Genomic DNA, 25,086 nt, shown 5'->3' with positions numbered 1-25,086 from the left:
ATACCCCCATGGCATCCGTCGAACTGCAGAACATCCGCAAGACATACGGCGCATTGGACGTCATCCATGACATATCGCTCTCCGTCAGCGACGGCGAATTCATCGCTCTTGTCGGCCCTTCCGGCTGCGGCAAGTCGACATTGCTGCGGATGATCGCCGGCCTCGAGGAGATCACCGGCGGCGATGTGTTCATCGGCGGCGACATCGTCAACGCGCTGACGCCGCGCGAGCGCAACATCGCCATGGTGTTCCAGTCCTACGCGCTCTATCCGCACATGACCGTCGCCCAGAACATGGGGTTCAACCTGAAGCTATCGGGCGAGCCCAAACCTGTGATCGAGCAGCGGGTGGCCGAGGCGGCGCGGATGCTGGATCTGACGGCACTGCTGGAGCGGAAACCGGCCCAGCTCTCCGGCGGTCAGCGCCAGCGCGTCGCCATGGGCCGCGCCGTCGTTCGCAACCCGTCGGTCTTCCTGTTCGACGAACCCTTGTCCAATCTCGATGCCAAGCTTCGCGTGCAGATGCGCGCCGAGATCAAGACGCTTCACAACAAGGTGCAGACGACGTCGATCTACGTGACCCACGATCAGATCGAAGCCATGACGCTTGCCGACCGGATCGTCGTCCTCAACCAGGGCAGGATCGAGCAGCACGGAACGCCGCTGGAGCTCTATCGCTCGCCCGCCAACCTGTTCGTTGCCGGCTTCATCGGATCGCCTGCCATGAACGTTCTGGAGGGCGTCGTCGAGGCCGATGGTGGCGGCCCATCGGTAAGGTTGAAAGACGGCACGCTGCTGCGGATCATGCCCGAACGTCGCGTAAGCCCGGGCCAATCGGTGACCATCGGCCTGCGCCCGGAAAATCTCACGCCATCCGAGGGCGGCTCCCCGATATCCGGCACGATCTTGCTGGTCGAACCGACAGGTGCCCAGACCCATGTCCTTCTGGATGTGGCCGGCCAGCAGGTGACCGCGGTTGTCGATGGCGATCTGCCCGTCAGGCAAGGGGCCTTACTTACGGTCGGCGTGAACCCGGACCAGGTCTATGTCTTCGATCGCCAAAGCGGCATCGCGCTCTGACGCTGTTCCAACCGGAGAGGGACAACGAGTAGGCGCAAACCGCCCCTCACAACGCCGGAGGGGATTGGCGGCCTTGAACCCTTGGGTTGTACAATCAACCGGCCCTTTCCGACCATAGGCGTATCCGCCGCGCAGGTCAGCCTGCAAGCAGGGCTGGCAAGCATCGGAAATTACACGCAACCTATTGTTATTTCAGTCAAATCGACATAATTTAAGCGATGTCTTGCGGAACAAAGACGGGCGCGCCGCATTCCTGTGCCGCAATATGATCGTCCAACTTCATGGCGGGTAAACATGGCGACTGCTCCGACATTTTCCAAGTGGGGTGCTGTCGCGCTCTTGGCCGCTTTCGTCGCTGCCGGCGGTTACGGGTTCTGGACACAGTCCTCAGACCACGGAAAGACGGCCGCATCTGCCGAGGTTTCCCAAGCGGTTCCTGTCACAGCTATCAGAGCCGGTACGGAGGATATTCATAAGGTCATCAATGGGATCGGCACGGTGGCTCCCCTGCAGTCGGTCGTGGTCAGGCCGCGCATGGACGGACAGGCGGTGGAAATTCCCTTTGCCGAGGGGGAAGTCGTCCAGAAAGGTGCGGTCCTCCTGAAGCTGGACGATCGGCAGCTTCTGTCGGATCTGGCTTCCGCCCAGGCCAAACGCGCACAGGACGACGCCCAGCTCAAGAGCGCCAAGGCGGACGCCGAGCGCTATGCGTCGCTGGCGGAAAAAGGCATTGCCTCGACGGCGCTCGTCGAGCAGAAGAATTCCCTCAGCCAGCAATATACCGCAGCCGTCCAGTCGGACGATGCGATGATCATGAATGCGCAGACCCAGCTGGGTTTTGCCACCGTGGTTGCCCCCTTCACCGGCCGGGTCGGCTTCCGGCAGGTCGACGTCGGCAGCGTGGTCAGCGCCAGCTCGACCAACGGCATCGTGACGATCACCCAGATGGACCCGATCGCCGTGTCTTTCGTCGCACCCGGCGATCGGTTCGGCGAGATCAGGGAGGCATTGAAGAACGGCATTGCCACAGTCGAGGCGTTCTCCACCGATGGACTTCAGTCCCTCGGCGTCGGCAAGCTGACGGTCATCGACAATGCCGTCGATGCGTCGAACGGGTCGGTCCACCTGCGCGCCACCTTTGCCAATGGAGACGGCAAGCTCTGGCCCGGGTTGCCGGTGGCGACACGGTTGACGGTTGCCGTCCGCAAAGGCGTCGTCGTTCCCGACAAGGCGCTGGCCCGGGGCCAATCCGGCCTCTACGCCTATGTGGTGGGAAGCGACAACAAGGTGCAGATGCGCGAGGTAACCTCCCCCTTCGTCACGCAGGCGCGAGCGCTTGTCACGAAGGGCATCGCGGACGGCGATAATGTCGTGATGGACGGTCAATCCAGGATCGGTGCGGGTTCGCTCGTCAAGGTGGCGCCCTGGACCGGTTCGCCGACGGGTGAACTCGCCGCCGGAGCCTCCAAGTGAGGGGCGCTCAGGGCACGGCCTCTTCATCCGGGGCCTCGCAAGAAGACGGCTTCTTCGCCTTCTTCATCCGCCACCCCGTCGCAACCAGCCTCATCATGGTCGGCATCCTCCTGCTCGGCATGATCTGCTATCCCTTCATGCCTGTGGCAGCCCTGCCGGAGATCGACTTTCCGACGATCCAGGTATCGGCGAGCCTTCCCGGCGCTTCGCCGGAAACGATGGCGGCAACGGTCGCCCAGCCGATCGAGGAGGCGTTGTCGCGTGTCAGCGGCATCACCGAGATGACCTCGTCGAGTTCTCTCGGCACGTCGTCGATCACCATCCAGTTCGCCCTCGACCAGAACATCCAGACAGCCGCCAGCGACGTGCAGACGGCGATCAACGATGCCTCGGCCACGCTTCCGAAGGACATGCCGTCGCTGCCGACGGTGCACAAGGTCAACCCGGCAGACGCGCCTGTCATGCAATTGTCCGCCACCTCGGACACGCTGCCATTGCCTGAGCTCGACGAATATATCGAGCGCAACGTCGCCACCAAGATCGGCCAGGTGTCCGGCGTCGCCTATGTCAACATTGGCGGGCAACAGAAACCGGCAATCCGCATCGCGGTCGATCCTGGTAGACTGGCGGAAGCCGGCGTGACGCTCGAGGATGTCCGCAGCGCCATCGGCAATCTCAGCCTCAGCGCCCCCAAGGGCAATATCGACGACCCGACCCGAACCTTTCCGATCTACACCAACGACCAGATCACCAGCGCTGCCGAGTGGAACGATACCGTCATTGCCTACCGCAACGGCGGCCCTGTCCGCATCCGCGATATCGGCAGCGCGGTGGACGGTGCCGAAGATGCCAAGATGGCCCATTGGACCAACGGCGTGCGCGGTATCGCCCTCGACGTCTTCCGGCAACCGGGCGCCAATGTTATTTCCGTCGTCGACGCCATCAAGACGCAGTTGCCGGCGCTGCAAGCCTCGTTGCCGAAATCGATCAAGCTCGAATTGGTAACCGACCGGACCTCGACGATCCGGGCCTCCGTGACCGATGTCCAATGGACCCTGCTGCTCACCGTTGGATTGGTGGTTTTGGTCATCTTCGTGTTCCTGCGCAATTTCCGCGCGACGCTCATCCCTACCCTGACCTTGCCGATTGCGCTTGTGGGCGCTCTTGCCCCGATGTGGGTCTTGGGCTTCAGTCTCGATAACTTGTCGCTGATGGCCTTGGTCGTCGCCGTCGGCTTCGTTGTCGACGACGCCATCGTCATGCTCGAAAACATCACCCGCCTTATCGAGGACGGCATCGCACCGACGGCGGCGGCGCTGAAAGGCGCGCGCGAAATCGGCTTCACGATCCTGTCGATCAGTCTGTCCCTGATCGCCGTGCTCATCCCGCTTCTCTTGATGGGCGGCATCGTCGGCCGCCTCTTCCGAGAATTTGCGGTGACGTTGACGATCACCATCGCCATCTCGGCCTTTGTCTCGCTGACAATGACCCCGATGCTGGCCGCCCGCTTCATCAGGCCGCTCGCAAAGGAACGCCACGGCAGGCTCTATCAGATCGGCGAAGCTGTCTTCGATTGGCTTTTGGGCCTCTATAGCCGTAGCCTGATACCCGTTCTGCGGCACAGCTACCTCACGCTTGCAGTCTTTATCGGCACCGTTGCGCTGACCGCCTATCTCTTCGTGATCATTCCGAAAGGCTTCTTCCCGGAACAGGATACCGGGTTCATCGCCGGGCAGTCGCAAGCGTCGCCGGATATCTCCTACAGCGAGATGTCGAAGCTTCAGGAGAAGGTGAGCGCCATCATCCTCAAGGATCCTGCGGTCTACAGCGTGTTCATGGACATCGGCGGCGGCAATGGCGGCAATGCCATGAACCAGGGCCACGTCAACATCACGCTGAAGTCACGGGAGGAGCGGGACGCAAGCGCCAAGCAGGTGATCGCCCGACTTGGTGAGGCGCTGGGGCAGCAACAGGGCATCAAGCTCTTCATGCAGGCCGCCCAGGACATCAACATCGGTGCCCGTCCGGCTCGCACGCAATATCAATACACGCTGCAGGACTCGAACATCTCCGAGCTCTCCGAATGGTCCGGCAAGGTGGTCACGGCCTTGCAGGCCCTCCCGCAACTGACGGACGTCGGCAGCGATCAGCAGGCCGAGGCGCCCAACCTGTCGATCAAGATCGACCGGGCCGCAGCCACGCTCTACGGCGTCATGCCGGCGACGATCGATGACACGCTCTACGATGCGTTCGGTCAGAGGCAGGTGGCGTCCTACTCGACCCAGACGGATACGTTCCACGTGATCCTCGAGGTGCTGCCCAATCTGCAGCGTGACATCAGCACGTTGGACCGCCTGTCGGTTAAAGCCAATGACGGCACCCTCGTGCCATTGTCGAATGTTGCGAAATGGTCGACCAACGGCATTTCGCCGGTCTCGATCACGCATCAGGGCCAGTCGCCGGCCGTCACGGTCTCGTTCAACCTCGCACCCTCGGTGGCGCTCGGCGATGCCACCAATGCCATCGAGGCCGCAGTCTCCAACCTCCACCCCCCTGCCTCACTACAGGGCAGCTTCTCAGGCAGCGCCAAGGCGTTCCAGGAATCGCTGTCGACGGTGCCGCTGTTGATCCTCGCCTCGCTCATCGTCGTCTACATCATCCTCGGCGTTCTCTATGAGAGCCTGATCCATCCGCTGACCATTCTTTCAACCCTGCCATCGGCCGCCCTCGGCGCCCTCCTGGCACTGATGGCGGCTGGCATCGACTTTGGCCTGGTCGCGATGATCGGCGTCATTCTGCTAATCGGCATCGTCAAGAAGAACGGCATTATGCTGGTGGATTTCGCGATCCAGGCGGAAAAGACGGAGGGGCTGTCGAGCGAGGAGGCGATCACCAAGGCGGCGAAGCTTCGCTTCCGTCCCATCCTGATGACGACAATGGCCGCTTTGCTTGGCGGCATTCCCTTGGCCATCGGTCACGGCAGCGGTGCGGAAATCCGCCAGCCGCTCGGCTATGCCATCGTCGGCGGCCTGCTCGTCAGCCAGATTCTGACGCTCTATACGACGCCGGTGATCTATCTGCTGCTGGACCGGCTACAGCGCAGGAAAGGCCGAGGCGAGACGGCCGTGACGAGCAGGCTTTAGGTTTCGCGCGGCCAGCAAAGGGCCGCCCGAGCGGGATGTTCAGGAATATCGCTTGCGCCTGATTGCGGCTACGGATGCTGTTGAACGCTCAGCCCACCGTCTATCGTCAGGCAGGTGGCGTTCATGAAAGGGCATTCGTCTGATATCATGAAGACGGCTGCCAGGGCGATCTCCTCAGGCGTGGCAATCCGGCCGCCCGGATGCAGCCGCATCGTCTCCGCCTTGGCCGCGATCGGATCGGCAAAGCTGTTCCAGTAGTCGATGACCTTCTGGGTGGAGACATAGCCCGGCGCGAGCGCGTTGACGCGAATGTTCCTGGCTGCATATTCGAGCCCAAGCGACTTGGTCATTCCGAGCAGCGCATGCTTGGCGAGCGGATAGGGGAATGTGTGAGGAATGATCGTAAAGGCGTGAGTGGAGGCGATATTGAGGATCGCCCCGCCGCCCTGTTCGATCAGGCCAGGCAGGACGGCTTTGCAGCAGTTCCAGGCACCCTTGAGATTGACATCGAAGCAACGATCCCATTCGGCATCTGTCGTCTCCAGGGGCTCAGAGAAGACATTGATCCCGGCATTGTTGATGAGCGCGTTGATTGGGCCAATCTCGCGTCCAGCCTGGGCAACGATGGTATGGATAGCGGCGGCATCGGTAATATCGGCCCGGGCATAGCCGAGCCTTGCCCCGGATGACAGCAATGTCTGCGCCTCATCCGCCAGCAGCGCGCCATCCATGTCGATCAGGAAGAGGGCTGCGTCCTCTGCGATACAGGCTTTGGCAATCGCAAGGCCTATCCCCTGCGCGGCGCCGGTGACGAGGATGTGTTTTCCAGACAGACGGCGGCTCATAGGCAGATCTCGCTTCTTAGCTTTCTCGGCATCTCTACCACTCGGCAACACTGCCGTCCTCATGCCGCCACACCGGATTTCGCCAGCGGTGGCCCTGCTTGGCGCGTTCGATCACGTAGGCCTCGTCGACCTCGATGCCAAGACCGGGGCCTTGCGGGATGGAGACGAAGCCGTTTTCGTAATGGAAGACATCCTTGTTGGAGATGTAGTCGAGGACGTCATTGCCTTCGTTGTAATGGATCCCCAGGCTCTGCTCCTGGATGAAGGCATTGTAGCTGACCGCATCAAGCTGCAGGCAGGCGGCGAGCGCGATCGGTCCGAGCGGACAATGGGGCGCCAGGGCGACGTCGTAGGCTTCTGCCATCGAGGCGATCTTGCGGCATTCGGTGATGCCGCCAGCATGGGAGAGATCGGGCTGCAGGATGTCGACATAGCCATCCGCGAGCACGCCCTTGAAGTCCCAGCGGGAGTAAAGCCGCTCGCCCAGCGCGATCGGTGTGGAGCAATGATTGGCAATTTCCTTGAGAGCCTCGCGATTCTCCGAGAGAACCGGCTCCTCGATGAACATCAGCTTGAACTGGTCGAGCTCCTTGGCAAGCACCTTTGCCATGGGGCGGTGGACACGCCCGTGGAAATCGGCGCCGATGCCGATATAGGGGCCGATCGCATCGCGCACTGTGCCGATGGTCGTCACGATCGCGTCGATCTTCTCGTGGCTGTCGACGATCTGCATCTCTTCCGCGCCGTTCATCTTGATCGCCTGGAAGCCGGCAGCCACCACCTCCCTGGCATTCTGGGCGACATCTGCGGGACGGTCGCCGCCGATCCAGGAATAGACCTTGATCTTGTCGCGCACCTGGCCGCCAAGCAGTGAGTGGATCGGCTGACCCAGCGCCTTGCCCTTGATGTCCCAAAGCGCCTGATCGATACCGGCGATGGCGCTCATATGGATGGCGCCGCCGCGGTAGAAGCCTGCGCGATACATGACGTTCCAATGATCCTCGATCAGGAAAGGATCCTTGCCGATCAGGTAATCTTCCAGTTCGTGGACGGCCGCCTGGACGGTCAGTGCCCGACCTTCGACGACGGGCTCTCCCCAGCCGACGATGCCCTCGTCTGTCTCGATCTTCAGGAACATCCAGCGTGGCGGAACAATATAGGTGGTGAACTTGGTGATTTTCATCGGCGTGATCCTTGGCGTTGTGCCTCAGGCAAGTATGAGATCGGCAGCTTTGTCGGCCGCTGCCAAAACGGCGGCATTGGTGTTGCCGCTGACGATCGTCGCCATGATCGATGCGTCGATGACCCGAAGGCCCGTTGCACCGCGCACACGAAGGTCCGCCGTCAGCACGGCCTCACTGTCCTGGTCGTGTCCCATCTTGCAAGTGCCGACGGGATGATAGCCGGTCTTGACCGTCCGTTTGCAATGAGCAGCAATCGCCTCATCGCTGACGACATCGGCGCCGGGAAAGATCTCCCTGTCGATGAGGTCGCGCATCGGCGAGGCCGCCAGTACGCTCCGGGCAAAACGAAAGCCCGCCATGGTGGTCTTCAGGTCGTCCGGGTGCCCGAAAATCTGGGTGTCGACGATCGGATCGGCAAAGGGATCGGATGAAGAGAGCGTGACGCTGCCGCGCGCCTTGGGGCGCAGGAGCAGCGAGTTTATGGTGACCCCATCGCCTGGTTCGGTGCCCATGACGTCACGGTCGAGGTAGACGGTCGGGACGCAGAACATCTGGATGGTCGGCTCGGCATTGTCACCGTTTTCAGGGTCGAAGAAGGCGCAGGTTTCGACACCGGTGGTCGACACCGGGCCTGAACCGAACAGCAGATACTGCAGACCGGCCTTGATCATCGGCCAACCCCTATCCTGCCCATAATAGCCGAACGACCCCTTGGTGGTCGCAACCACCGGACATTCGTAATGATCCTGCAGGTTCTTCCCAACGCCGCCAAGCGCAACAACCGTCTTGATGCCATGGCGGGACAGTTCGTCCTCCGGCCCAATGCCGGATAGCATCAGCAATTTCGGCGTCTGGTAGGCGCCGGCGGCCAGGATGACTTCAGCGCCCGCCAGGGCCGTCTTGTGACTGCCGTTCTGGATATAGTCGACGCCGGTTGCCCGGCCCGCGTCCATCCGGATGCGCGTAACGGTCGCCCCGGTCTCGATCGTCAGCAGAGGATTGTCAATGACGGGTTGGAGAAAAGCATCGACGGCGCTGCAGCGGCGATGCGTCCGCCAATCGATGGTATGTTGCATGAAACCGACACCGAACTGCTCGGCGCCATTGAAGTCGGGATTATAGGGGATGCCCATGGCCTGCAGGGTTTTGACATAGGTTCGGGTCATCGGACTGGTGTGGCCGAGATCAGAGATCTTCAGCGGCCCGCCGACGCCGTGAAATTCTCCCCCGAGATGGTCATTGTCTTCCTGGCGTTTGAAATGCGGCAGCATGTCCTGGTAAGACCATGCACCGTCGCTGTTGCTGCCTGGCGCCGTCACCGCGGCGTTCCAGCGATCGTAATCCGCGGCCTGGCCCCGCATATAGACCATGGCATTGACCGTGCTGCCGCCGCCCAGAACCTTGCCTTGGGGGACGGTCGGCGCACGACCGTCCAGCTGTGGCTGGGGCTTGGTCTTGTGCAGTTGCAGATAGGTGTCCTTGGCCAGGAACTTCATATAACCGGCCGGATAATGCATGATCGGATTGGCCTTGCGTGGACCACGTTCAAGCAGAAGCACACGCGCCTTGCCGTCGCTCACCAGCCGCGCCGCGACCACACAGGCGGCACTACCGCCGCCGACAACAACGTAATCGAACTGTCCTTGATCAGACATCACAGTCTCCGGAGCCTGTGGCTCTTGATGGTTTGCTTCGCATCATACCAGCGCCTCCGGTCGAAGCGTGATGCTGCCGGAAAGCGTCTCGTCCCTGTTCAGGATTTTGAGATCGCCGAGATCAGGCAGATTGTGGCCGTTCGCCAGGTGCGACATGGGCTCGAAACAGAAATAGTCGCGCTTGAAGGTGGGATCGAAAAGGCTGTCCGAGACGAAGACGAAGGCATGCCGGAACAGCGGATCGGCCGTCAGCCGAAGCTTTGCACGACGCTCCGGCCAGGTGATCTCTGCGGTTCCGTCCCAGTTTTCAAAGCCGTTATTCACCCAGCGGTGTGGCAGGGGGCGCGGCAAGGAGAAATCGAGGTCCGGTGGGAAAGCCGATGCCTCGCCCGGCATCCAGCCTTCGATCTCCGTCCAGAACCGCTCTGCCTTTGCCTGCAGGGTCGTTTCGGGCGTCATCGGAAAATAAGGGTGCCAGCCAAGGCCGAAAGGCAAAGGGTCTGGGCCCCGATTGCTGACAGAAAGCGTGAAGGTCATGGCACCCTCAGCAATGGCAAACCGCTGCCGGGCCTCATAGGCATAGGGCGTCCCTTCTCCAGAAAAGGACATTCCGAGCAACACGTTCGTGTCGCTGTGTGACAGGACCGTCCATTCCGACTGCCAGCCTTCGCCGTGAAGATAATGGGGATCCCAGGTCGTGTTCGGCGAAAAGGCGTAATCGCGCCCCCCGAATGAGAAACGATTGCCCGCCACCCTATTGGCAAACGGCACCAGCGGATAGCATCCCGCCTGAAGCGCGTCGACATCATCGTTTGGTGCAGGCCTCAGGAGGGGGATGCGCTCGCTGCCCCTCTCCCACCAGAGGCGGAAGACAATTCCGCCCCTTGTGCCGACACGGGCGTTCAAGCCATTTAAGCCGATCTCAACGACAGCCATGAGCTCGTCAACCCTTGTTGCGCGACATGCTGCGCTTGATCGCCTGGATGTTGGCGAGAACCGCAACCACGATGATCAGGCCCCGGACGACCTGCTGGAAGAAGGGATTGATCCCCAGCAGCACCAGGCCATTGCCGATCAGGGTGATGACCAAGACGCCGAGCAATGTGCCCAGCATGGATCCCCGCCCTCCCGATAGCGAAGTGCCGCCGACGACGACGGCGGCGATGACGTCGAACTCCAGCCCGGTCGCCGCCGTCGCATTGCCGGAGCCCAGGCGCGAGACCAACAGGATACCGGAGATAGCGGCCATCGCGCCGGCAATGGCAAACAGCGCGACGCGAATGCGCGAAACGCTGATGCCGCTCAGGAACGACGCATGGGCGTTGCCGCCGATGGCAAAGACGGAGCGGCCGAAGGCCGTCTTGCGGCTGATGAACGCAAAGGCCGCAAACAGCACCAACATGATGATGGCAGCCGGCGGAATGCCGAGAACCGGCTGATCGAGGGCGTCGACAATGTCGTTGCGCCCGATCGAGACCGGCAGCGCGTCGGTGATGAACAGCGCCGTGCCGCGCAGCGCGCTCCAAAGGCCGAGCGTGGCGACGAAGGACGGGACGTCGAAATAGGCCCGCAGGATGCCGGCAATCGAGCCGAGGACGGCGCCGAAGGCGATGGCCATCACGAAGGCCAGCGGTGTTGGCACGCCCCATTGCAGGAAATAGGCAAGCATCACCGAAATGAATGCCACCATCGGACCGACGCTGACGTCGATTTCGCCGGCGATGATGATCAGCGTCGCAGCCCAGGCCGCGATGCCGATGGTGGCCGCATCACGCAGGATGTTGATCTGATTGTTAAACGACAGAAAACCGACGGCTGTCGACGTGAAGACCACGTAGAGAATGATGATCGCCACGAACAGGCTGACCTCGTTCATGTGCCGGGAGAAGCTGAAGCTGCCTTTGCGAGCGCGGGCGGGCGGGGTGGCAGTTGCTGCCTTGTCTGTTGACATGAAGGCCTCCGTCAGTGGTCGTTGATACAGGCGGCCATGACGGCGTCCTGATCGATGTTCGGGGATGTGAATTCTTCCTGCAACCTGCCGTCCCGCAGGACGACGACGCGGTCGCAAACCAGAGGAAGCTCCTCGATCTCGCTGGAGACGAAGATGATGCTCCGTCCTTCCGCTGCCAATTGGCGGATGATGGCATAGATCTGGGCCTTGGCTTCGACGTCGACGCCGCGCGTCGGCTCGTCGAGAAGCAGGACGCGGCTATCGGCATGCACCCAGCGACCTATGACCACCTTCTGCTGGTTGCCACCTGAAAGTGTTCCGATCGGCGTATCCGTTTCGGCCGTCTTGACGTGCAGCCGATCGACGATGCGCCTGGTGGCAGCCGACATCCGGCTCTTGGAAAGAACCCCTAGGCTGCTGACGGCCGAAAAGTCGGTGAGCAGCGTATTCTCGTCGACGCCGAGCAGAGGGACGATCCCCTCCTCCTTGCGGCTCTCCGGCGTGTACCCGAAGCCGCGCGAAACCATCTGCTTGTAGTTGGGGGCACCGATGGGATTGGCGTCCACGGAAATCGTGCCGCTGTCGAAGGCCCGGACACCCATGATCGATTGCAGCAATTCGGTGCGCCCGGAGCCGAGCAATCCGGCGATCCCGAGGACCTCGCCCTCGCGAAGCCTGAAGGATATCGACGCCAGCTTCGGTGCCAGGGCCAGTTCCCTGACCTCAAGCACCGTCTTTGTCCGGGCAGCGGTCTGCAATGGGGCGACCTGTTCGGACTCCGAACCGAGCATCAGCCGCACGATCTCCCTTGTGTCGGCGCCCTTCACATCGACCGTGTCTATGATCCGTCCGTCCCGCATGATGGTGGCGTAATGGGATATACGCCGGATTTCGTTCATCCGGTGGCTGACATAGATCACGGCTATGCCTTCCGACGCGATGCGCGTGACGGCCGTCATGACTTTTTCGGCTTCGGCCGCTGCAAGCGAGCTTGTCGGTTCATCGAGGATGACCAGCCTGGGTTTGCCGACGAGCACGCGGGCGATCTCCAGCAATTGTCGCTCTGCCGGGCTTAACCCAACCACCAGGCGGTCCGGCGGCAGGTCAAGTCCGAGGCGGCCCATGGCCTCGGCAGCTTCTGCCTCCATGGCCTCATACTGGATGACGCCACCTTTGCGCGGCCAACGACCAAGGAAGAGATTTTCGGCGAGCGACATGCCCGGCACGAGGCTCAGTTCCTGATAGACGACGCGAACGCCCTTTGCGAAGGCCTCCGCGGCGCGCGAGGAGCCAGTCTGCGCCAGGGCTTCACCGCCAATCGTCACCGTGCCGCTGTCCGGCATCTCGGCTCCGGTAAGCATGCGGATCAAGGTCGATTTGCCTGCGCCATTCTTGCCGAGCAGCGCGCGGACTTCGCCGGCGGCCACCTCGAAATCAGCGTTCTCGAGAGCAAGCACGCCGGGGTAGCGTTTGGTGCATCCCCGGATCGAGGCAACGATCGGCTGCGAGCTGTCATTTACGAGTTTGGTTGCAAGGGTCATCTATCTATCCAGTGATTGGCTGCGCGGCAGTACACCACGACGTTGCCGCCGGGATGCACGCCGCCAGCCTGGCATCGGGCATGATCGAGCGCGGATCAGGGAACCCCGTCGGCATGGGCCTTGAGCCAGGCCTTGCCGTCATCAGCCGATTTATAGAGGTCGATGTTGTAGGGGACTTTTATCTCCGATGGTGCCTGACCGTCGACGGCCTTGATGGCCTGGGCGAGAGCAAGCTTTCCAAGACCCTGGCCGGAGATGTCGACAACGGCCTTGATGACCGTGAAATCGGAGAGTTCCTGGGCGATTTCGGTCGTCATGTCACCGCCGAAAACCACCGTCTTGCCAGTCCGGCCCTGGCTCTTGACTGCGCGGGCAGCGCCAAGCGTCGCTCCGCCGGCCTCGCCAAAGAATGCGTCGATATCCGGATGGGCCGAAAGCATGGTGCTGGCGACGGAGACCGCTTTGTCAAGGACCGCGCCTTCCTGGTTGGCGACGATCTGCATGCCCGGCACCTTCGCCTTCAACGCATCCTCGAAACCCTTGCGGCGGGTGACGCAGACTTCGACAAACTCGCAATTGAGGACAGCGATCTTCGGCTTGTCGATCTTTGCGGCGAGGAAGTAGTCGCCCGCCGCATCGCCGAGCTTGTGGCCAAATTCATAGGGATCGCCGATGGCATAGGCGGTAACGTAGGACTTCATGTCGGCGTCGTTGAGGCAGGTATTGTAGCAGACGACCGGGATGCCGGCGTCATGGGCGCGGCGGATGGCGCGATAGGAACCGTCGGCCGAAACGGGCGAGACGATAATCGCTTGAACGCCCGCCGAAATCAGCGAATCGATGAAGGACGATTCCTTGCTGACATCGCCCTGAGCATTGGTCTCGATCACCTTGAGATTGCGATCCGCCTCCTTGGCGCCGCTGTCGATGCCCTTGCGGACGCCGGCATAGAAACCTTGAGCATCCATATAGATCGCACCGACCTTGAGATCTTTCGTCTCTGCGCCTGCCTGGTTGGCGGCGACGGAAAATAGCGCGAGTGCCGCCATGGCGGCTTTCGTTACAAGCTTCATTGGCTTTCTCCTCCCCTTGAGCGTTGCAAGCGATGATGCCGGCAAACCGCACCATCAGCTCGACCATAAGCTAACTTTCATCGGACAAATGTCAACTTAAATACTATTTATTTTCCGATGGCTGGATCGACTGAGGCGGGATGTGCTATGCGTCTTTCATAGGCTAGGGTGGGCTTGGCGCAGGCTTGGGAACTGCCAGAAGCCGCGTGTCGAGCCGAGATAGCAAAGAAGAGGGAGCCAGAAAGTGACGGGCAGAGCGACGAGCACGAGGCAGGTTCTGACCGCCGATGGCGACCCCATCGTGTCTGGCGGAAAGCGCGGGGTCCGCGAAGCGCTGCTGCAAGTGCTGATCGAAAAGATCGTGTCCGGAGGGCTGGCAGAGGGCTCGACGCTGCCCAATGAGGCCGAATTGACCGAGCAGTTCGGCGTCAGCCGCACCAGCCTTCGCGAGACCATGCAATATCTGACGGCGCTCGGCATGGTCCGTTCGAGGACACGGGCCGGTACGATCGTGTTGCCAAAGGAAAACTGGAACTACCTCGATCCGCTGGTGCTGGATGTCATGCTGGCCATCGGCACGGATGAGAGCTTTTATGCATCGCTGATTGACGCTAGGCAACTTCTTGAGCCGGCGGCGGCGGCCCAAGCGGCTGCCAACGCAACGGCGCGGCAGCTTTACCAGATCTCCAAGGCGTTCGAAGACATGGTGGACGCCAATGCCCGTGATACGGAGGCATGGAGCAAGGCCGACCTGGAATTCCATACGGCCATCATCAATGCTAGCGGCAACTGGGTCTATCGGCAGTTTGCAAGCGCAATCCGGGCGGCTCTGCTTGCCAGTTTCCGCCTCACGAACCGGGCGAGCCAGTCCCATGAGCATGCGATTGCCAAGCATCAGGATGTGCTCGAAGCGATCCGCATGCGGCGCCCGGATGCAGCGCGATATGCCATGGAACAGCTGATCGGCATTGCACGGTCCGAGATCATGGAAGCCTTGCGCAAGTCGCGGGGTGCCGCACCGCTATAATTGCGAAATGGGATCTCGCCCCTCTGCCGTCATCGACGCATCTCTTCTAAAATAAAGCATATTTATTTTTTAAACGATACTACATATAAATTGACCAACAATCCTGATTGCCTTAAGTCGATAATCCTCGCCTGGGAGGCAGGTTGGGCATCGTAAGAAGTGGGAGAGAGACATGCGCTTGTTGAAGGCCGCCATGCTGGCTGGCACCGTCGCGATTATGTTTGCAGGGTCCGCGCTCGCCGCAGACGTCAAGATCGGATTTATCGTCAAGCAACCAGAAGAGCCCTGGTTTCAGGACGAGTGGAAATTTGCCGACATCGCCGCCAAGGAAAAGGGCTTCACCGTCGTCAAGATCGGCGCCGAGGACGGCGAGAAGGTCCAATCGGCGATCGACAATCTCGGCGCACAGGGCGTCCAGGGCTTCATCATCTGCACACCGGACGTGAAGCTCGGGCCCGGTATCGTCGCCAAGGCGGACGCCAACCAGCTGAAGGTGATGACGGTCGACGACCGCCTGGTGGGCGCGGACGGGTCACCGCTGGCCGACGTCCCGCACATGGGGATTTCCGCCACCAAGATCGGTGAGGATGTCGGCAAGGCGCTGGCCGCAGAAATCAAGAAGCGCGGCTGGGATATGAAGTCTGTCGGCGCTATTCGCGTCTCCTATGACCAGCTTCCGACCGCCGTCGACCGGGTCGAAGGCGCCATCGCCATGCTGAAGGAAGCCGGTTTTCCGGCAGCCAATATCTTTGACGCACCGCAGGCCAAAACGGACACAGAGGCTGCTCTGAACGCTTCGACGACTGTCCTCAACAAGCATTCCGACATCAAGCATTGGGTGGCATTCGGACTGAATGACGAAGCCGTGCTCGGCGCTATCCGGGCCTCCGAATCCGTCGGCATCAGCAGCGACAATATCGTCGGCATCGGCATCGGTGGTGCTGATTCCGCCATCAACGAGTTCAAGAAGCCGTCTGCGACGGGCTTTTTCGGCACAGTCATCATCTCGCCCAAGCGTCACGGCTACGAGACGGCGATGAACATGTACGACTGGGTTGCCAACAACAAGGAACCGCCGAAGCTGACCCTCACCTCGGGATCCCTGGCGCTGCGCGGCGACTATGAGAAAGTCCGCAAGGACCTCGGCATCGAATAGCGCAGGACGGAACTATGCGATCTCGCGGCGGCTGACAGGCCGCCGCCATTTTCCTGCGGGGCAATATGGCATATCTCGACTTCAAGGGCATTTCCAAGGCCTATCCCGGGGTGCAGGCGCTTTCCGACGTCACCTTCTCGGTCGACAAGGGTGCTGTCCATGGCCTGATGGGTGAAAATGGCGCCGGCAAGTCGACGCTCATCCGCATTCTCTCAGGCGACCAGGCTGCCGATAGCGGGACAATTGCCATCGACGGTCACCCCCAGAGCTTCACATCGGTCAGTGATGCCTTTAAAGCCGGCGTCGTGGTGATCCATCAGGAGCTCCAACTCGTCCCCGAACTGACGGTGGCGGAAAACCTCTGGCTTGGCCGCTTTCCGTCGAGAGCCGGGATCATCGATCGCAAGACGCTGATCGGGACCGTTGGTGCCAAGCTGCGCGAAATCGGCATCGACGTGGATCCGGCAGTCAAGGTCGCCTCTCTATCGCTCGGCGCGCGGCAGATGGTCGAGATCGCCAAGGCGGTCATGCTGGAGGCCAGGGTGATTGCGCTCGACGAGCCGACCTCTTCCCTATCCTCGCGTGAAAGCGAAATCCTCTTTGCCCTGATCGACAGGCTGAAGGCCAAGGGGACGGTCATCCTCTATGTTTCCCACCGGCTCGACGAGATTTTCCGCATCTGCGACAGCCTTACGGTGCTGCGCGACGGCAAGGTTGCCGCCCATCATGCAGATATCGCATTGACGGAAAGGGCCGAGGTCATCTCCGAGATGGTCGGTCGCGAGATTAGCAACATCTGGGGCTGGAGGCAGCGGCCGATCGGCGACACCAGATTGAACGTCGAGGGACTTTGCGGCGCCCACCTGCCCAATCCGATCGAATTCTCGGTGAGCCAGGGCGAAATCGTCGGCTTCTTCGGCCTTATCGGCGCTGGCAGAAGCGAGATGGCGCGCCTGCTCTACGGCGCCGACCAGAGGCGACAGGGGAGCGTCACGATAGACGGGGCAGCCGTCAAGGCGGACAATCCCAAGGCTTCGATCGAGGCCGGTATGGTGCTCTGCCCCGAGGACAGGAAGTTCGAGGGCATCATTCAGGGACGCTCGATCCGGGAAAACATCACCGTTTCGACGCGGCGCCATTTTTCCCCCTTCGGGCTGATCCGCCCGAAGAAAGAAACCTCGGTCGCGGAACACTACATTGCCAAGCTGAAGGTCCGCACGCCGTCGGCCAATCAGGATATCGTCAACCTCTCCGGCGGCAACCAGCAAAAGGTCATCCTCGGACGCTGGCTTTCGGAGGAAGGCGTCAAGGTTCTGGTGATCGACGAACCGACGCGCGGCATCGATGTCGGCGCCAAATCGGAAATTTACGAGATCCTCTACGGTCTTGCCGCCGAAGGCATGGCAATCGTCGTGATCTCGAGCGAACTGCCTGAGGTGATGGGCATTTCCGACCGCATCCTGGTCATGTGCGGCGGCAGGATCGTCACCGAAGTTGGCAGGCCCGATTTCGACGAGCGTGCGATTCTGGCGGCGGCTCTTCCCGACCATGTCTCTGCGGCCTCTCATTCATCAGGAACGATAAGATGAACTCCTTGAAGAAAATCCTCCTCGGCGAGCAGGGTCTTGTCGTGATCTTCGTCGTCGCTTTCGCCGTCGTTGCGCTTGCCGTTCCCAACTTTCTGACCGAGCGCAATATGCTGGGTCTGCTGCAATCGGTGGTCACCATCGGGATTGTCGCCTGCACCATGATGTTCTGCCTGGCGTCTCGCGACTTCGACCTGTCGGTTGGATCGACCGTCGCCTTCTCCGGAATGGTTGCCGTGATGGCGTCGAACATGACAGGCTCGATCGTCACAGGCCTGCTCGCAGCCCTTGCCTGCGGCGCCTTCGTCGGCTTTGTCAACGGCATCGTCATCGCGAAGTTCCGCATCAACGCGCTCATCACCACCTTGGCGACGATGCAGATCGTCAGAGGACTGGCCTTGATCGCATCGGACGGACGGGCCGTCGGCATCAACGATCCGTCCTTCTACCAGATTGCGCTTTCCCGCCTGCTCGGCGTCCCGACGCCGATCTGGATCATGGCACTGCTCTTCGTCATCTTCGGCTTCGTGTTGAACCGCACCGTGTTCGGAAAGAATACCCTGGCGATCGGCGGCAATCCGGAAGCCTCGCGCCTTGCCGGCGTCAATGTCGTCCGGATGCGCATCTGGATCTTTGCGCTGCAGGGTCTTGTCTGCGCGGTGGCCGGTATTCTGCTCGCCTCGCGCATCACCTCGGGCCAGCCCAATGCGGCCACGGGGCTCGAGCTCTCCGTCATTTCGGCCTGTGTCCTTGGCGGCGTCTCGCTGGCTGGCGGTCGGGCTGCCATGTCCGGCGTGATCGTCGGGGTGCTGATCATGGGCATCGCCGAGAATGTCATGAACCTGCTCAACATCCAGGCCTTCTACCAGTACGTCGTGCGCGGGTTGATCCTGCTGATTGCCGTGCTGCTCGACAACCTTCGCTCCTCAAGCGCCAACCGGAAATGACCGGCGGGCACAAGCTCGGAAAGATCAGGGCTTGAGACAGCAAGGTCCAAAGCCCTGGATCATCCTGCAAACTGCGGCTATGCGCATTTTTCTTTCGTGAGCCGACCGTCAGCCAGCCGGTAGCACTGATCGAAGATGCCGGCGGGCAAGCTGGCATGGGTGGCGAGGATGACGGTCTTGCCGGCTGTGAGCCGGGCGAGATCTTCGAAGAAGGCCCGCTCCGCCTCGGGGTCGAGGTTTGAGGTGGGCTCGTCGAGCGCCAGGATGTCGGCATCCGAAAGGAGTGTGCGGGCGAGGCTGAGGCGGCGCGCCTGGCCGGCCGATAGGGTCCATCCTTTTTCCCCGACATAGGCATCCAGTTGACCAGGGAGATCCCTGACGACGTCACCGAGCCGAACCGCATCGAGCATCGCCCAGAGACGGTCGTCCTTTGCCTCGGGATTGCCGATCAGCAGATTGTCTCGCAGGCTTCCCATGAACAGATGGGTCTCCTGCGGCAGAAGCGCGATCCGCCGATGAAGCGCTTCCTGCTTCACGGTCCGCAGATCGACAGCCCCGAGCGTAACCCTGCCGGCCTGAGGATCGCGAAGACGCAGCAGCAGCGCCAGCAGCGTCGACTTGCCCGAGCCGCTGGTGCCAAGAATGGCGATCCGCGATCCAGCCGCGACGCGGAAATCCAGATCTTGGAAGACAGGACGGCCATCTTCGTGGGCGAAGGTCACGCCGTCGAACGCGACGTCGTTGGCGGCAGGCATCGTCAACGTCTGCTCCGCATCGACAACGGCCGGCGGGCTGTCTGCAACCGAGCGGATCTGCTCGGCGGCGGCAATCGCGGCGCTAAGGCGCGAGACGCTGCGGACGATCGTGCCCGTCGCCTCGAAACTGGCCAGCGTTGCCAGAAGCAGTCCGACCAGCAGCGGACCGCCGATTTCACCGTGCTGGAAGCTCTGTATGCCGAACCACAGCACGCCCATGAGGGCCACCCCAGCGAGAAGCTGGACCACCGCGCTGGCGATGCTGCCGCTGAGCGCCAGCCGCCGGCGGGCGGCTCCCATGGCGCGGGCCGCATTTTCAAACTGCCGCTGCGCCATCTGCCTCTCGTCGAAGACGATGAAATCGGCCAATCCATCCATGGTTTGCAGCGCGGCATTGCGGGCGGCGGCAGACGCCCGGACCAGGCGCTTGCCCTGATCGCGCGTCGCAGCGATCAAAGCCGCCGGAACGGCAACCGTCGCCGTCGCCAATGCTGAAGCATAGATAAGGGCACCTTCCGGCACGTACCAACCAAGGATGGCAGTCATCACGGCGCCGAAGACCAACCCCGTCAGCACCGGACCAATGGCGACCAGGAAGGCTGTATCGAGCGTATCGATGTCGGCCGTTAGCCGGCTGACAAGTTCGCCGTGGCTGACGCCGTTGTCCTTGAGCGGCATGCGTGGAAATAGCTGCGCGAAGAGCCAGCCCCTGAGGTCGGCCAGAAGCCAGAGCGTGGCATCATGACCGACCAGCTTTTCGCCGTAGCGAGCGCCTATGCGGATCAGGGAAAAACCCCGGATCAGCGAGGAGGGGCCGAACAGGTTGAAACTGGCCGCAGCGGTGGTGAGGGCTGCCGCTGTCAGGAACCAACCGGACACCCCGAGAAGCGCGATGCCGGCCGCAAGCGTTACCGCGCCCAACAGGAAGGCAAGGCCGAACCGCGATGTCTGACGTCGGAACAAAGGCAGGAAGGACAGAAGCGCGCTCATGCGGCGGTCTCCTTGAGCAGCAGTCTGGATTTGGGCCTTGGGCTCACCACGGGCAGGATATCGCGGCCGGCAATGCGCAAGACCTGGGCAAAGCGCGCGGCCACCGCCGCCGAATGGGTGGCCACCAGCAAGGTTCGTCCGGCGGCAAAGGTCTGCAACGCGTCGAGTACGCGGCTTTCCGTTTCTCCGTCGAGATGAGCGGTGGGTTCGTCGAGCACGATCAGTCCCGGATCGCGCAGGAAAATGCGCGCAAGCGCGATCCGCTGCGCTTCGCCGCCCGAGACCCCTCGCCCGTCCATGCCGATGATGGTCTCAATCCCAGCGGGCAGGTCGGCTGCGAAGTCGAGCACGCCTGCGAGCCTTGCCGCATGGATGAGGTCAGCTTCGCTGGCCAGGCGCCCACCGAGGCGAATGTTTTCAGCGATCGTGCCGGGAAACAGCAGCGGTCGCTGCCCGAGGAAGGCGACCTCGCGGCGCAGTTGGTGGTCATCGATCGCCTGGAGATCCCGTCCGTCCAGACGGATTCGCCCTTCGAATGTCCGCAACCCGACGATTGCCTCGAGCAAGGTGGACTTTCCGATGCCGCTGTCGCCCAAGACTGCCGCATGGGAGCCGGGGACAAGCGATAGGCTCACGTCCTCTAGTAGGCGTCGCCCGCCATCCGGCGTCGCCAGGTGCAAATGCGAGATGCGAAGGCCAAGGGGCACCTTCTGGCGGGTGGCGGGAACCGCCTCGGGGGCTACCTGCTGGCCTTCGGGCAGCGCGCCAAACAGCGCTGCGATCTCCTGGACGGCCGCCTTGGCCGATTGCCGATCGTGATAATGGGCGGCGAGCAGCCGCAGCGGCTGATAGACCTCAGGCGCCATAAGCAGGCAGAACAGCCCAGCCTGGAGCGTGAACGGCGTGGTGCGCAGATGGACGAAACCAAGATAACTCAGCCCGACATACAGGGCGACGCCGGCGACACCGAGCGCTGCGAAGAATTCCAGAACGGCCGAGGACAGGAAGGCTATTCGCAGTACGCGCATTGTACGAAAGCGAAGATCATGGCTGGCGTCGAGCACCCTCGCCGTCTCGCGCTCGGCCTGGCCGAATAGCTTCAGCGTCAGGATGCCGCGCAGGCGGTCGGCGAAGAATCCAGAGAGGCGCGACAGGGCCTGCGCCTGCGCATCCGTTGCCGCCTGCGCGCCCCAGCCGACCAGGGCCATGAAGATCGGAATCAGCGGCGCCGTCAGAAGAAACAACAGCGCCACGAACCAGTCGACGGGGACGAGGGCCACGGCAAAGACCAGGGGGAGCACGGTGGCCTGGATCATTGCCGGCAGAAAGCGGGCGAAATAGCCGTCCAGCGCGTCGGTCTGGTCGATGACGGCGGAGCTTAGCGCCCCGGTGGAGCGCCGCGCCATCCAATCGGGCCGCTGGTCGAGAATATGCCGGTTGAGGAGCGTGCGCAGATGCAGCTTGATGCGCTCTGCGGCCTTGATGCCGGCACACTCCGAGACAAGCCCCAGCAACGTTCGAAGGACGAAGATGCCGGCGAACAATCCGATCAACGACAGCTCTCCGATGGCGGACCGGCCGCCGACGATGATCCGGTCGAGGATAAGGGACAGCAGCAACGCCTGGCCGACCAAGAGCAAGCCCGACAGCATTGGCAGGGCGCAGGCGACAGCCATCGCAGGACCACCGTGACGCTGCAGGCGGCTCATCCAGCGGCGTTGCCCCGGCTTGTCTTCGTCAATCGTCATACCAGCCCCGACCCTGCTCGCGGCAAACCGTCTCGCGACCGGCGCACGCAATTTTCGTTGCAATGTCAGTGCCTGAGCACGCGCACTGGAGCATTGACCTGGATCAATGCAACCCTTGCCAGCAGCGCGTAGCAAACGGCAAGCCCGGCATCCGGCCGGCATACCGATAGGAACGCGCGCATGATCGATTTCACCGTCGTGGATCTGGCACGCCTGCAATTTGCGGCGACCGCACTCTACCATTTTCTCTTTGTCCCCCTGACCCTCGGACTATCGTTCCTCATGGCCATCATGGAGAGCGTCTATGTCATGACCGGGCGCGAAGTCTGGCGGCGCATGACGCTGTTCTGGGGCACGCTGTTCGGCATCAACTTCGCCATGGGCGTCGCCACCGGCATCGTCATGGAATTCCAGTTCGGCATGAACTGGAGCTACTACAGCCACTATGTCGGCGACGTCTTCGGCGCACCGCTGGCAATCGAGGGGCTGATGGCCTTCTTCCTGGAGGCGACCTTCATCGGTCTGTTCTTCTTCGGCTGGGACCGACTGCCAAAGGCAGGACATCTCGTCGTGACCTGGCTGGTCGCACTCGGCGCCAATTTCTCGGCCCTTTGGATCCTGATCGCCAACGGCTGGATGCAAAATCCGGTCGGCTCGACCTTCAATCCCGACACCATGCGCATGGAAGTGTCCGACTTCGCAGCCGTGCTGTTCAATCCCGTGGCCCAGGCCAAGTTTGTCCATACGGTCAGCGCCGGCTACACCACGGGCGCCATGTTCGTCATGGCCATCAGCGCCTGGTTCATATTGCGTGGACGCCATCTCGATCTCGCAAAGCGGTCAATGGCGGTCGCTGCCAGCTTCGGCATCGCCTCGGCACTCTCGGTTGTCGTGCTCGGCGATGAGAGCGGCTATGTCGCCACCGAACACCAGAAGATGAAGATCGCTGCCATCGAAGCCATGTGGCACACCGAACCGGCGCCGGCTGGTCTCACCATCTTCGCGCTGCCTGGCAAGGACGGCAACCGCTTCGAGGTCAAGATCCCGTGGATCCTCGGCCTGATGACGACGCGCAGCCTCGACAAGGAAGTCCCGGGCATCCTGCCGCTGGTCGAGCATGCCAAGGAGCGTATCCGCAACGGCATGGTGGCTTCCACCGATCTCGACGCCATCCGCAAGGATCCCAAGGACCAGGCCGCACGGGCAGCCTTTGCAAAGAACTGGCCGGATCTCGGCTATGCGCTGCTGCTGAAGCGCTACCGGGAAGACATCCAGAACGCCACGCCCGAGCAGATCGATCAGGCGGCGCGCGATACCATCCCCGATGTCGGCACGCTCTTCTGGTCGTTCCGTATCATGGTGGCCCTCGGCCTCTACATGATCGCCTTCTTCGCGACGGCCTTCGTGCTCAGCAGCCTGCATAAGCTCGGCAACAACCGCACGCTTCTCAAGATTGCCGTCTGGAGCCTGCCGGTTCCTTGGCTGGCGATCGAATCGGGATGGCTCGTGGCCGAATATGGCCGTCAGCCCTGGGCGATCGAGGGCGTGTTGCCGACTTTCTACGCCGCCTCGGGCCTCAGCGTGATGGACATGCTGATCAGCCTCAGCTTCTTCCTGATCCTCTACACCGCGCTTCTGGTCGTCATGGTCATATTGATGGTGAAGACCATCAAGGCAGGCCCCGGAGACTATTCCATGCTCGAAGGCGCCGCCGACACGGACCGGCTGCCGCAAAGCGCCGCTGCCTAACCTCACCGCCAAGCGTAGAAAGAACGAAGATGAACACTATTCCCCTCGACTACGAAATATTGCGGCTGATCTGGTGGGCGCTGCTCGGCATCCTGCTGATGGGATTTGCCGTGATGGGCGGCAACGACCTCGGTGTCGGCGCCTTGCTCCCCTTCGTCGCTCGCAACGATGAAGAGCGGCGCGTCGTCATAAACATTGTCGGCCCGACCTGGGAAGGCAACCAGGTCTGGCTGGTGCTCGGCGGCGGCGCCATCTTTGCCGCCTGGCCGGCCCTCTACGCCGTCTCCTTCTCCGGCTTCTACCTCGCCATGATCACTATTCTCTTGGCCTTGATCCTGCGCCCGGTGGCCTTCAAGTTCCGTGGCAAGATGAAGGACCCGACGTGGCGCTCGACCTGGGACTGGGCGCTGTTCATCGGCGGCTTCGTGCCGGCGCTGATCTTCGGGGTGGCCGTCGGCAATGTGCTGCTGGGCGTGCCCTTTGATCTGGATGCCACCCTGCGTGCCAGCTATACCGGCAACTTCTTCGGCCTGCTGCGTCCCTTCGCGCTCCTTTCGGGCCTGCTCAGCGTGTCGATGCTGGTCGCCCATGGGGCCGCGGTCATTGCCCTCAGGACGGATGGCAAAGTTGCCGACCGGGCTCGCCTCTATGGCCGGGCAGCCGCTTTGGCAAGCATCCTGCTGTTTGCCGTGGGTGGTCTTTGGGTCAGCATGATGAACGGCTATGCCGTTACCAGCGTCCAGGACGCACTCGGCCCCTCCAACCCGCTTTATAAGACCGTAAGCCTGGTCTCCGGCGGCTGGCTCAGCAATTATGCTAACCATCCGTGGATGATCGCCGCCCCCGTTCTCGGCTTTGTCGGCTCCTTGCTCGCCTTTGTCGGCCTCTCCGGCCGGGCGTCAAAAACCGCCCTGCTCGGCACCACGATCGCTATCGTCGGCATCATCGCAACGGCCGGGCTCTCGCTCTTCCCGTTCCTGCTGCCAAGCTCGATCGATCCGGCGGCAAGCCTGACGGTCTGGGATGCCTCATCGAGCCATCTGACGCTGTTCATCATGCTGATCGCGACAATCGTCTTCCTGCCGATCGTGCTCCTCTACACCGGCTTCGTCTTCCGCGTCATGCGCGGCACGGTGACACCGACCTCGCTCGGTCGCAATCCCAACGCTTATTAAGGATAGAAG

General features: G+C 61.9%; 18 protein-coding genes. 9 read left to right on the top strand and 9 right to left on the bottom strand.

The window, feature by feature from the left end; all coding sequences use genetic code 11:
* The first annotated feature begins 8 nt into the window (after positions 1–8).
* The 3 genes from VH564_RS21815 (at position 9) to VH564_RS21805 (ending at position 5,695) form a co-directional block, all read left to right on the top strand.
* Positions 9–1,079 carry an ABC transporter ATP-binding protein gene (locus VH564_RS21815; protein WP_423341949.1) on the top strand — a complete coding sequence of 357 codons (1,071 nt, stop codon included), beginning with the start codon at positions 9–11 and terminating at the stop codon, positions 1,077–1,079.
* Positions 1,080–1,373: 294 nt separating this feature from the next.
* Positions 1,374–2,552: an efflux RND transporter periplasmic adaptor subunit gene (locus tag VH564_RS21810; RefSeq protein ID WP_423341948.1), complete on the top strand. Its 1,179-nt coding sequence runs from the start codon at positions 1,374–1,376 to the stop codon at positions 2,550–2,552.
* Complete coding sequence (locus VH564_RS21805; protein WP_423341947.1) at positions 2,549–5,695, top strand: efflux RND transporter permease subunit; 3,147 nt, start codon at positions 2,549–2,551, stop codon at positions 5,693–5,695. The genes VH564_RS21810 and VH564_RS21805 overlap by 4 nt, the downstream gene beginning before the upstream one ends.
* Positions 5,696–5,763: 68 nt before the next feature.
* Here the strand turns inward: VH564_RS21805 and VH564_RS21800 are convergent, their stop codons facing one another.
* The 7 genes from VH564_RS21800 to VH564_RS21770 all read right to left on the bottom strand — a co-directional run bounded on the left by VH564_RS21800 (position 5,764) and on the right by VH564_RS21770 (position 13,944).
* Positions 5,764–6,540, bottom strand: coding sequence for an SDR family oxidoreductase (locus VH564_RS21800; RefSeq protein ID WP_423341946.1), 777 nt, complete (start codon positions 6,538–6,540; stop codon positions 5,764–5,766).
* A gap of 34 nt (positions 6,541–6,574) precedes the next feature.
* Entirely contained in the window at positions 6,575–7,723 is a 1,149-nt protein-coding gene (gene dgoD, locus VH564_RS21795; protein ID WP_423341945.1) for a galactonate dehydratase, read from the bottom strand.
* Positions 7,724–7,747: 24 nt separating this feature from the next.
* Complete coding sequence (locus tag VH564_RS21790; RefSeq protein ID WP_423341944.1) at positions 7,748–9,379, bottom strand: GMC family oxidoreductase; 1,632 nt, start codon at positions 9,377–9,379, stop codon at positions 7,748–7,750.
* A 42-nt stretch (positions 9,380–9,421) separates the two neighbouring features.
* The gene (locus VH564_RS21785) at positions 9,422–10,315 is read right to left on the bottom strand and encodes an aldose 1-epimerase (protein WP_423341943.1); all 894 of its coding nucleotides are present in this window, start codon (positions 10,313–10,315) and stop codon (positions 9,422–9,424) included.
* Between the two features lie 7 nt (positions 10,316–10,322).
* Complete coding sequence (locus VH564_RS21780; RefSeq protein ID WP_423341942.1) at positions 10,323–11,330, bottom strand: ABC transporter permease; 1,008 nt, start codon at positions 11,328–11,330, stop codon at positions 10,323–10,325.
* A gap of 11 nt (positions 11,331–11,341) precedes the next feature.
* Positions 11,342–12,871 (bottom strand): sugar ABC transporter ATP-binding protein, encoded by a 1,530-nt coding sequence (locus VH564_RS21775; RefSeq protein WP_423341941.1) that lies wholly within the window; start codon positions 12,869–12,871, stop codon positions 11,342–11,344.
* 95 nt (positions 12,872–12,966) lie between these two features.
* Positions 12,967–13,944 carry a substrate-binding domain-containing protein gene (locus VH564_RS21770; protein WP_423341940.1) on the bottom strand — a complete coding sequence of 326 codons (978 nt, stop codon included), beginning with the start codon at positions 13,942–13,944 and terminating at the stop codon, positions 12,967–12,969.
* A gap of 277 nt (positions 13,945–14,221) precedes the next feature.
* Here VH564_RS21770 and VH564_RS21765 point away from each other — a divergent pair, with 277 nt between their 5' ends.
* The 4 genes from VH564_RS21765 (at position 14,222) to araH (ending at position 18,660) form a co-directional block, all read left to right on the top strand.
* Positions 14,222–14,971, top strand: coding sequence for a FadR/GntR family transcriptional regulator (locus VH564_RS21765; RefSeq protein WP_423342000.1), 750 nt, complete (start codon positions 14,222–14,224; stop codon positions 14,969–14,971).
* Between the two features lie 172 nt (positions 14,972–15,143).
* The gene (locus VH564_RS21760; protein ID WP_423341939.1) at positions 15,144–16,127 is read left to right on the top strand and encodes an arabinose ABC transporter substrate-binding protein; all 984 of its coding nucleotides are present in this window, start codon (positions 15,144–15,146) and stop codon (positions 16,125–16,127) included.
* Between the two features lie 65 nt (positions 16,128–16,192).
* Positions 16,193–17,716 carry an L-arabinose ABC transporter ATP-binding protein AraG gene (gene araG, locus VH564_RS21755; protein ID WP_423341938.1) on the top strand — a complete coding sequence of 508 codons (1,524 nt, stop codon included), beginning with the start codon at positions 16,193–16,195 and terminating at the stop codon, positions 17,714–17,716.
* Positions 17,713–18,660, top strand: a complete 948-nt coding sequence (gene araH, locus VH564_RS21750; RefSeq protein WP_423341937.1) for an L-arabinose ABC transporter permease AraH — start codon at positions 17,713–17,715, stop codon at positions 18,658–18,660. Before araG ends, araH begins: the two co-directional genes overlap by 4 nt.
* A 77-nt stretch (positions 18,661–18,737) precedes the next feature.
* Here araH and cydC read toward each other — a convergent pair whose 3' ends face one another.
* On the bottom strand, positions 18,738–20,405 hold the full coding sequence (gene cydC / locus VH564_RS21745) for a thiol reductant ABC exporter subunit CydC (RefSeq protein ID WP_423341936.1): 1,668 nt from the start codon (positions 20,403–20,405) through the stop codon (positions 18,738–18,740).
* The gene (gene cydD / locus VH564_RS21740) at positions 20,402–22,153 is read right to left on the bottom strand and encodes a thiol reductant ABC exporter subunit CydD (protein WP_423341935.1); all 1,752 of its coding nucleotides are present in this window, start codon (positions 22,151–22,153) and stop codon (positions 20,402–20,404) included. The genes cydC and cydD overlap by 4 nt, the downstream gene beginning before the upstream one ends.
* A 183-nt stretch (positions 22,154–22,336) precedes the next feature.
* On the opposite strand from cydD, the gene VH564_RS21735 reads away from it, so the two are divergent.
* Both VH564_RS21735 and cydB read left to right on the top strand, forming a co-directional pair.
* On the top strand, positions 22,337–23,902 hold the full coding sequence (locus VH564_RS21735; protein ID WP_423341999.1) for a cytochrome ubiquinol oxidase subunit I: 1,566 nt from the start codon (positions 22,337–22,339) through the stop codon (positions 23,900–23,902).
* A gap of 29 nt (positions 23,903–23,931) precedes the next feature.
* Positions 23,932–25,077 carry a cytochrome d ubiquinol oxidase subunit II gene (gene cydB / locus VH564_RS21730; protein WP_423341934.1) on the top strand — a complete coding sequence of 382 codons (1,146 nt, stop codon included), beginning with the start codon at positions 23,932–23,934 and terminating at the stop codon, positions 25,075–25,077.
* Positions 25,078–25,086 lie beyond the last annotated feature (9 nt).

It is taken from the genome of Rhizobium sp. HT1-10 (genome assembly GCF_049472505.1).
Lineage (GTDB): Bacteria > Pseudomonadota > Alphaproteobacteria > Rhizobiales > Rhizobiaceae > Rhizobium.
This window is presented reverse-complemented; position numbering and strand designations above follow the sequence as displayed.

Bases quoted from the DNA above. Each gene is read 5' to 3' on its own strand.
- cydC (WP_423341936.1), bottom strand. From the start codon at position 20,405: ATGAGCGCGCTTCTGTCCTTCCTGCCTTTGTTCCGACGTCAGACATCG.
- VH564_RS21810 (WP_423341948.1), top strand. From the start codon at position 1,374: ATGGCGACTGCTCCGACATTTTCCAAGTGGGGTGCTGTCGCGCTCTTG.
- VH564_RS21780 (WP_423341942.1), bottom strand. From the start codon at position 11,330: ATGTCAACAGACAAGGCAGCAACTGCCACCCCGCCCGCCCGCGCTCGC.
- dgoD (WP_423341945.1), bottom strand. From the start codon at position 7,723: ATGAAAATCACCAAGTTCACCACCTATATTGTTCCGCCACGCTGGATG.
- VH564_RS21815 (WP_423341949.1), top strand. From the start codon at position 9: ATGGCATCCGTCGAACTGCAGAACATCCGCAAGACATACGGCGCATTG.
- VH564_RS21800 (WP_423341946.1), bottom strand. From the start codon at position 6,540: ATGAGCCGCCGTCTGTCTGGAAAACACATCCTCGTCACCGGCGCCGCG.
- VH564_RS21785 (WP_423341943.1), bottom strand. From the start codon at position 10,315: ATGGCTGTCGTTGAGATCGGCTTAAATGGCTTGAACGCCCGTGTCGGC.
- VH564_RS21770 (WP_423341940.1), bottom strand. From the start codon at position 13,944: ATGAAGCTTGTAACGAAAGCCGCCATGGCGGCACTCGCGCTATTTTCC.
- cydD (WP_423341935.1), bottom strand. From the start codon at position 22,153: ATGACGATTGACGAAGACAAGCCGGGGCAACGCCGCTGGATGAGCCGC.
- araH (WP_423341937.1), top strand. From the start codon at position 17,713: ATGAACTCCTTGAAGAAAATCCTCCTCGGCGAGCAGGGTCTTGTCGTG.
- araG (WP_423341938.1), top strand. From the start codon at position 16,193: ATGGCATATCTCGACTTCAAGGGCATTTCCAAGGCCTATCCCGGGGTG.
- VH564_RS21775 (WP_423341941.1), bottom strand. From the start codon at position 12,871: ATGACCCTTGCAACCAAACTCGTAAATGACAGCTCGCAGCCGATCGTT.
- cydB (WP_423341934.1), top strand. From the start codon at position 23,932: ATGAACACTATTCCCCTCGACTACGAAATATTGCGGCTGATCTGGTGG.
- VH564_RS21790 (WP_423341944.1), bottom strand. From the start codon at position 9,379: ATGTCTGATCAAGGACAGTTCGATTACGTTGTTGTCGGCGGCGGTAGT.
- VH564_RS21760 (WP_423341939.1), top strand. From the start codon at position 15,144: ATGCGCTTGTTGAAGGCCGCCATGCTGGCTGGCACCGTCGCGATTATG.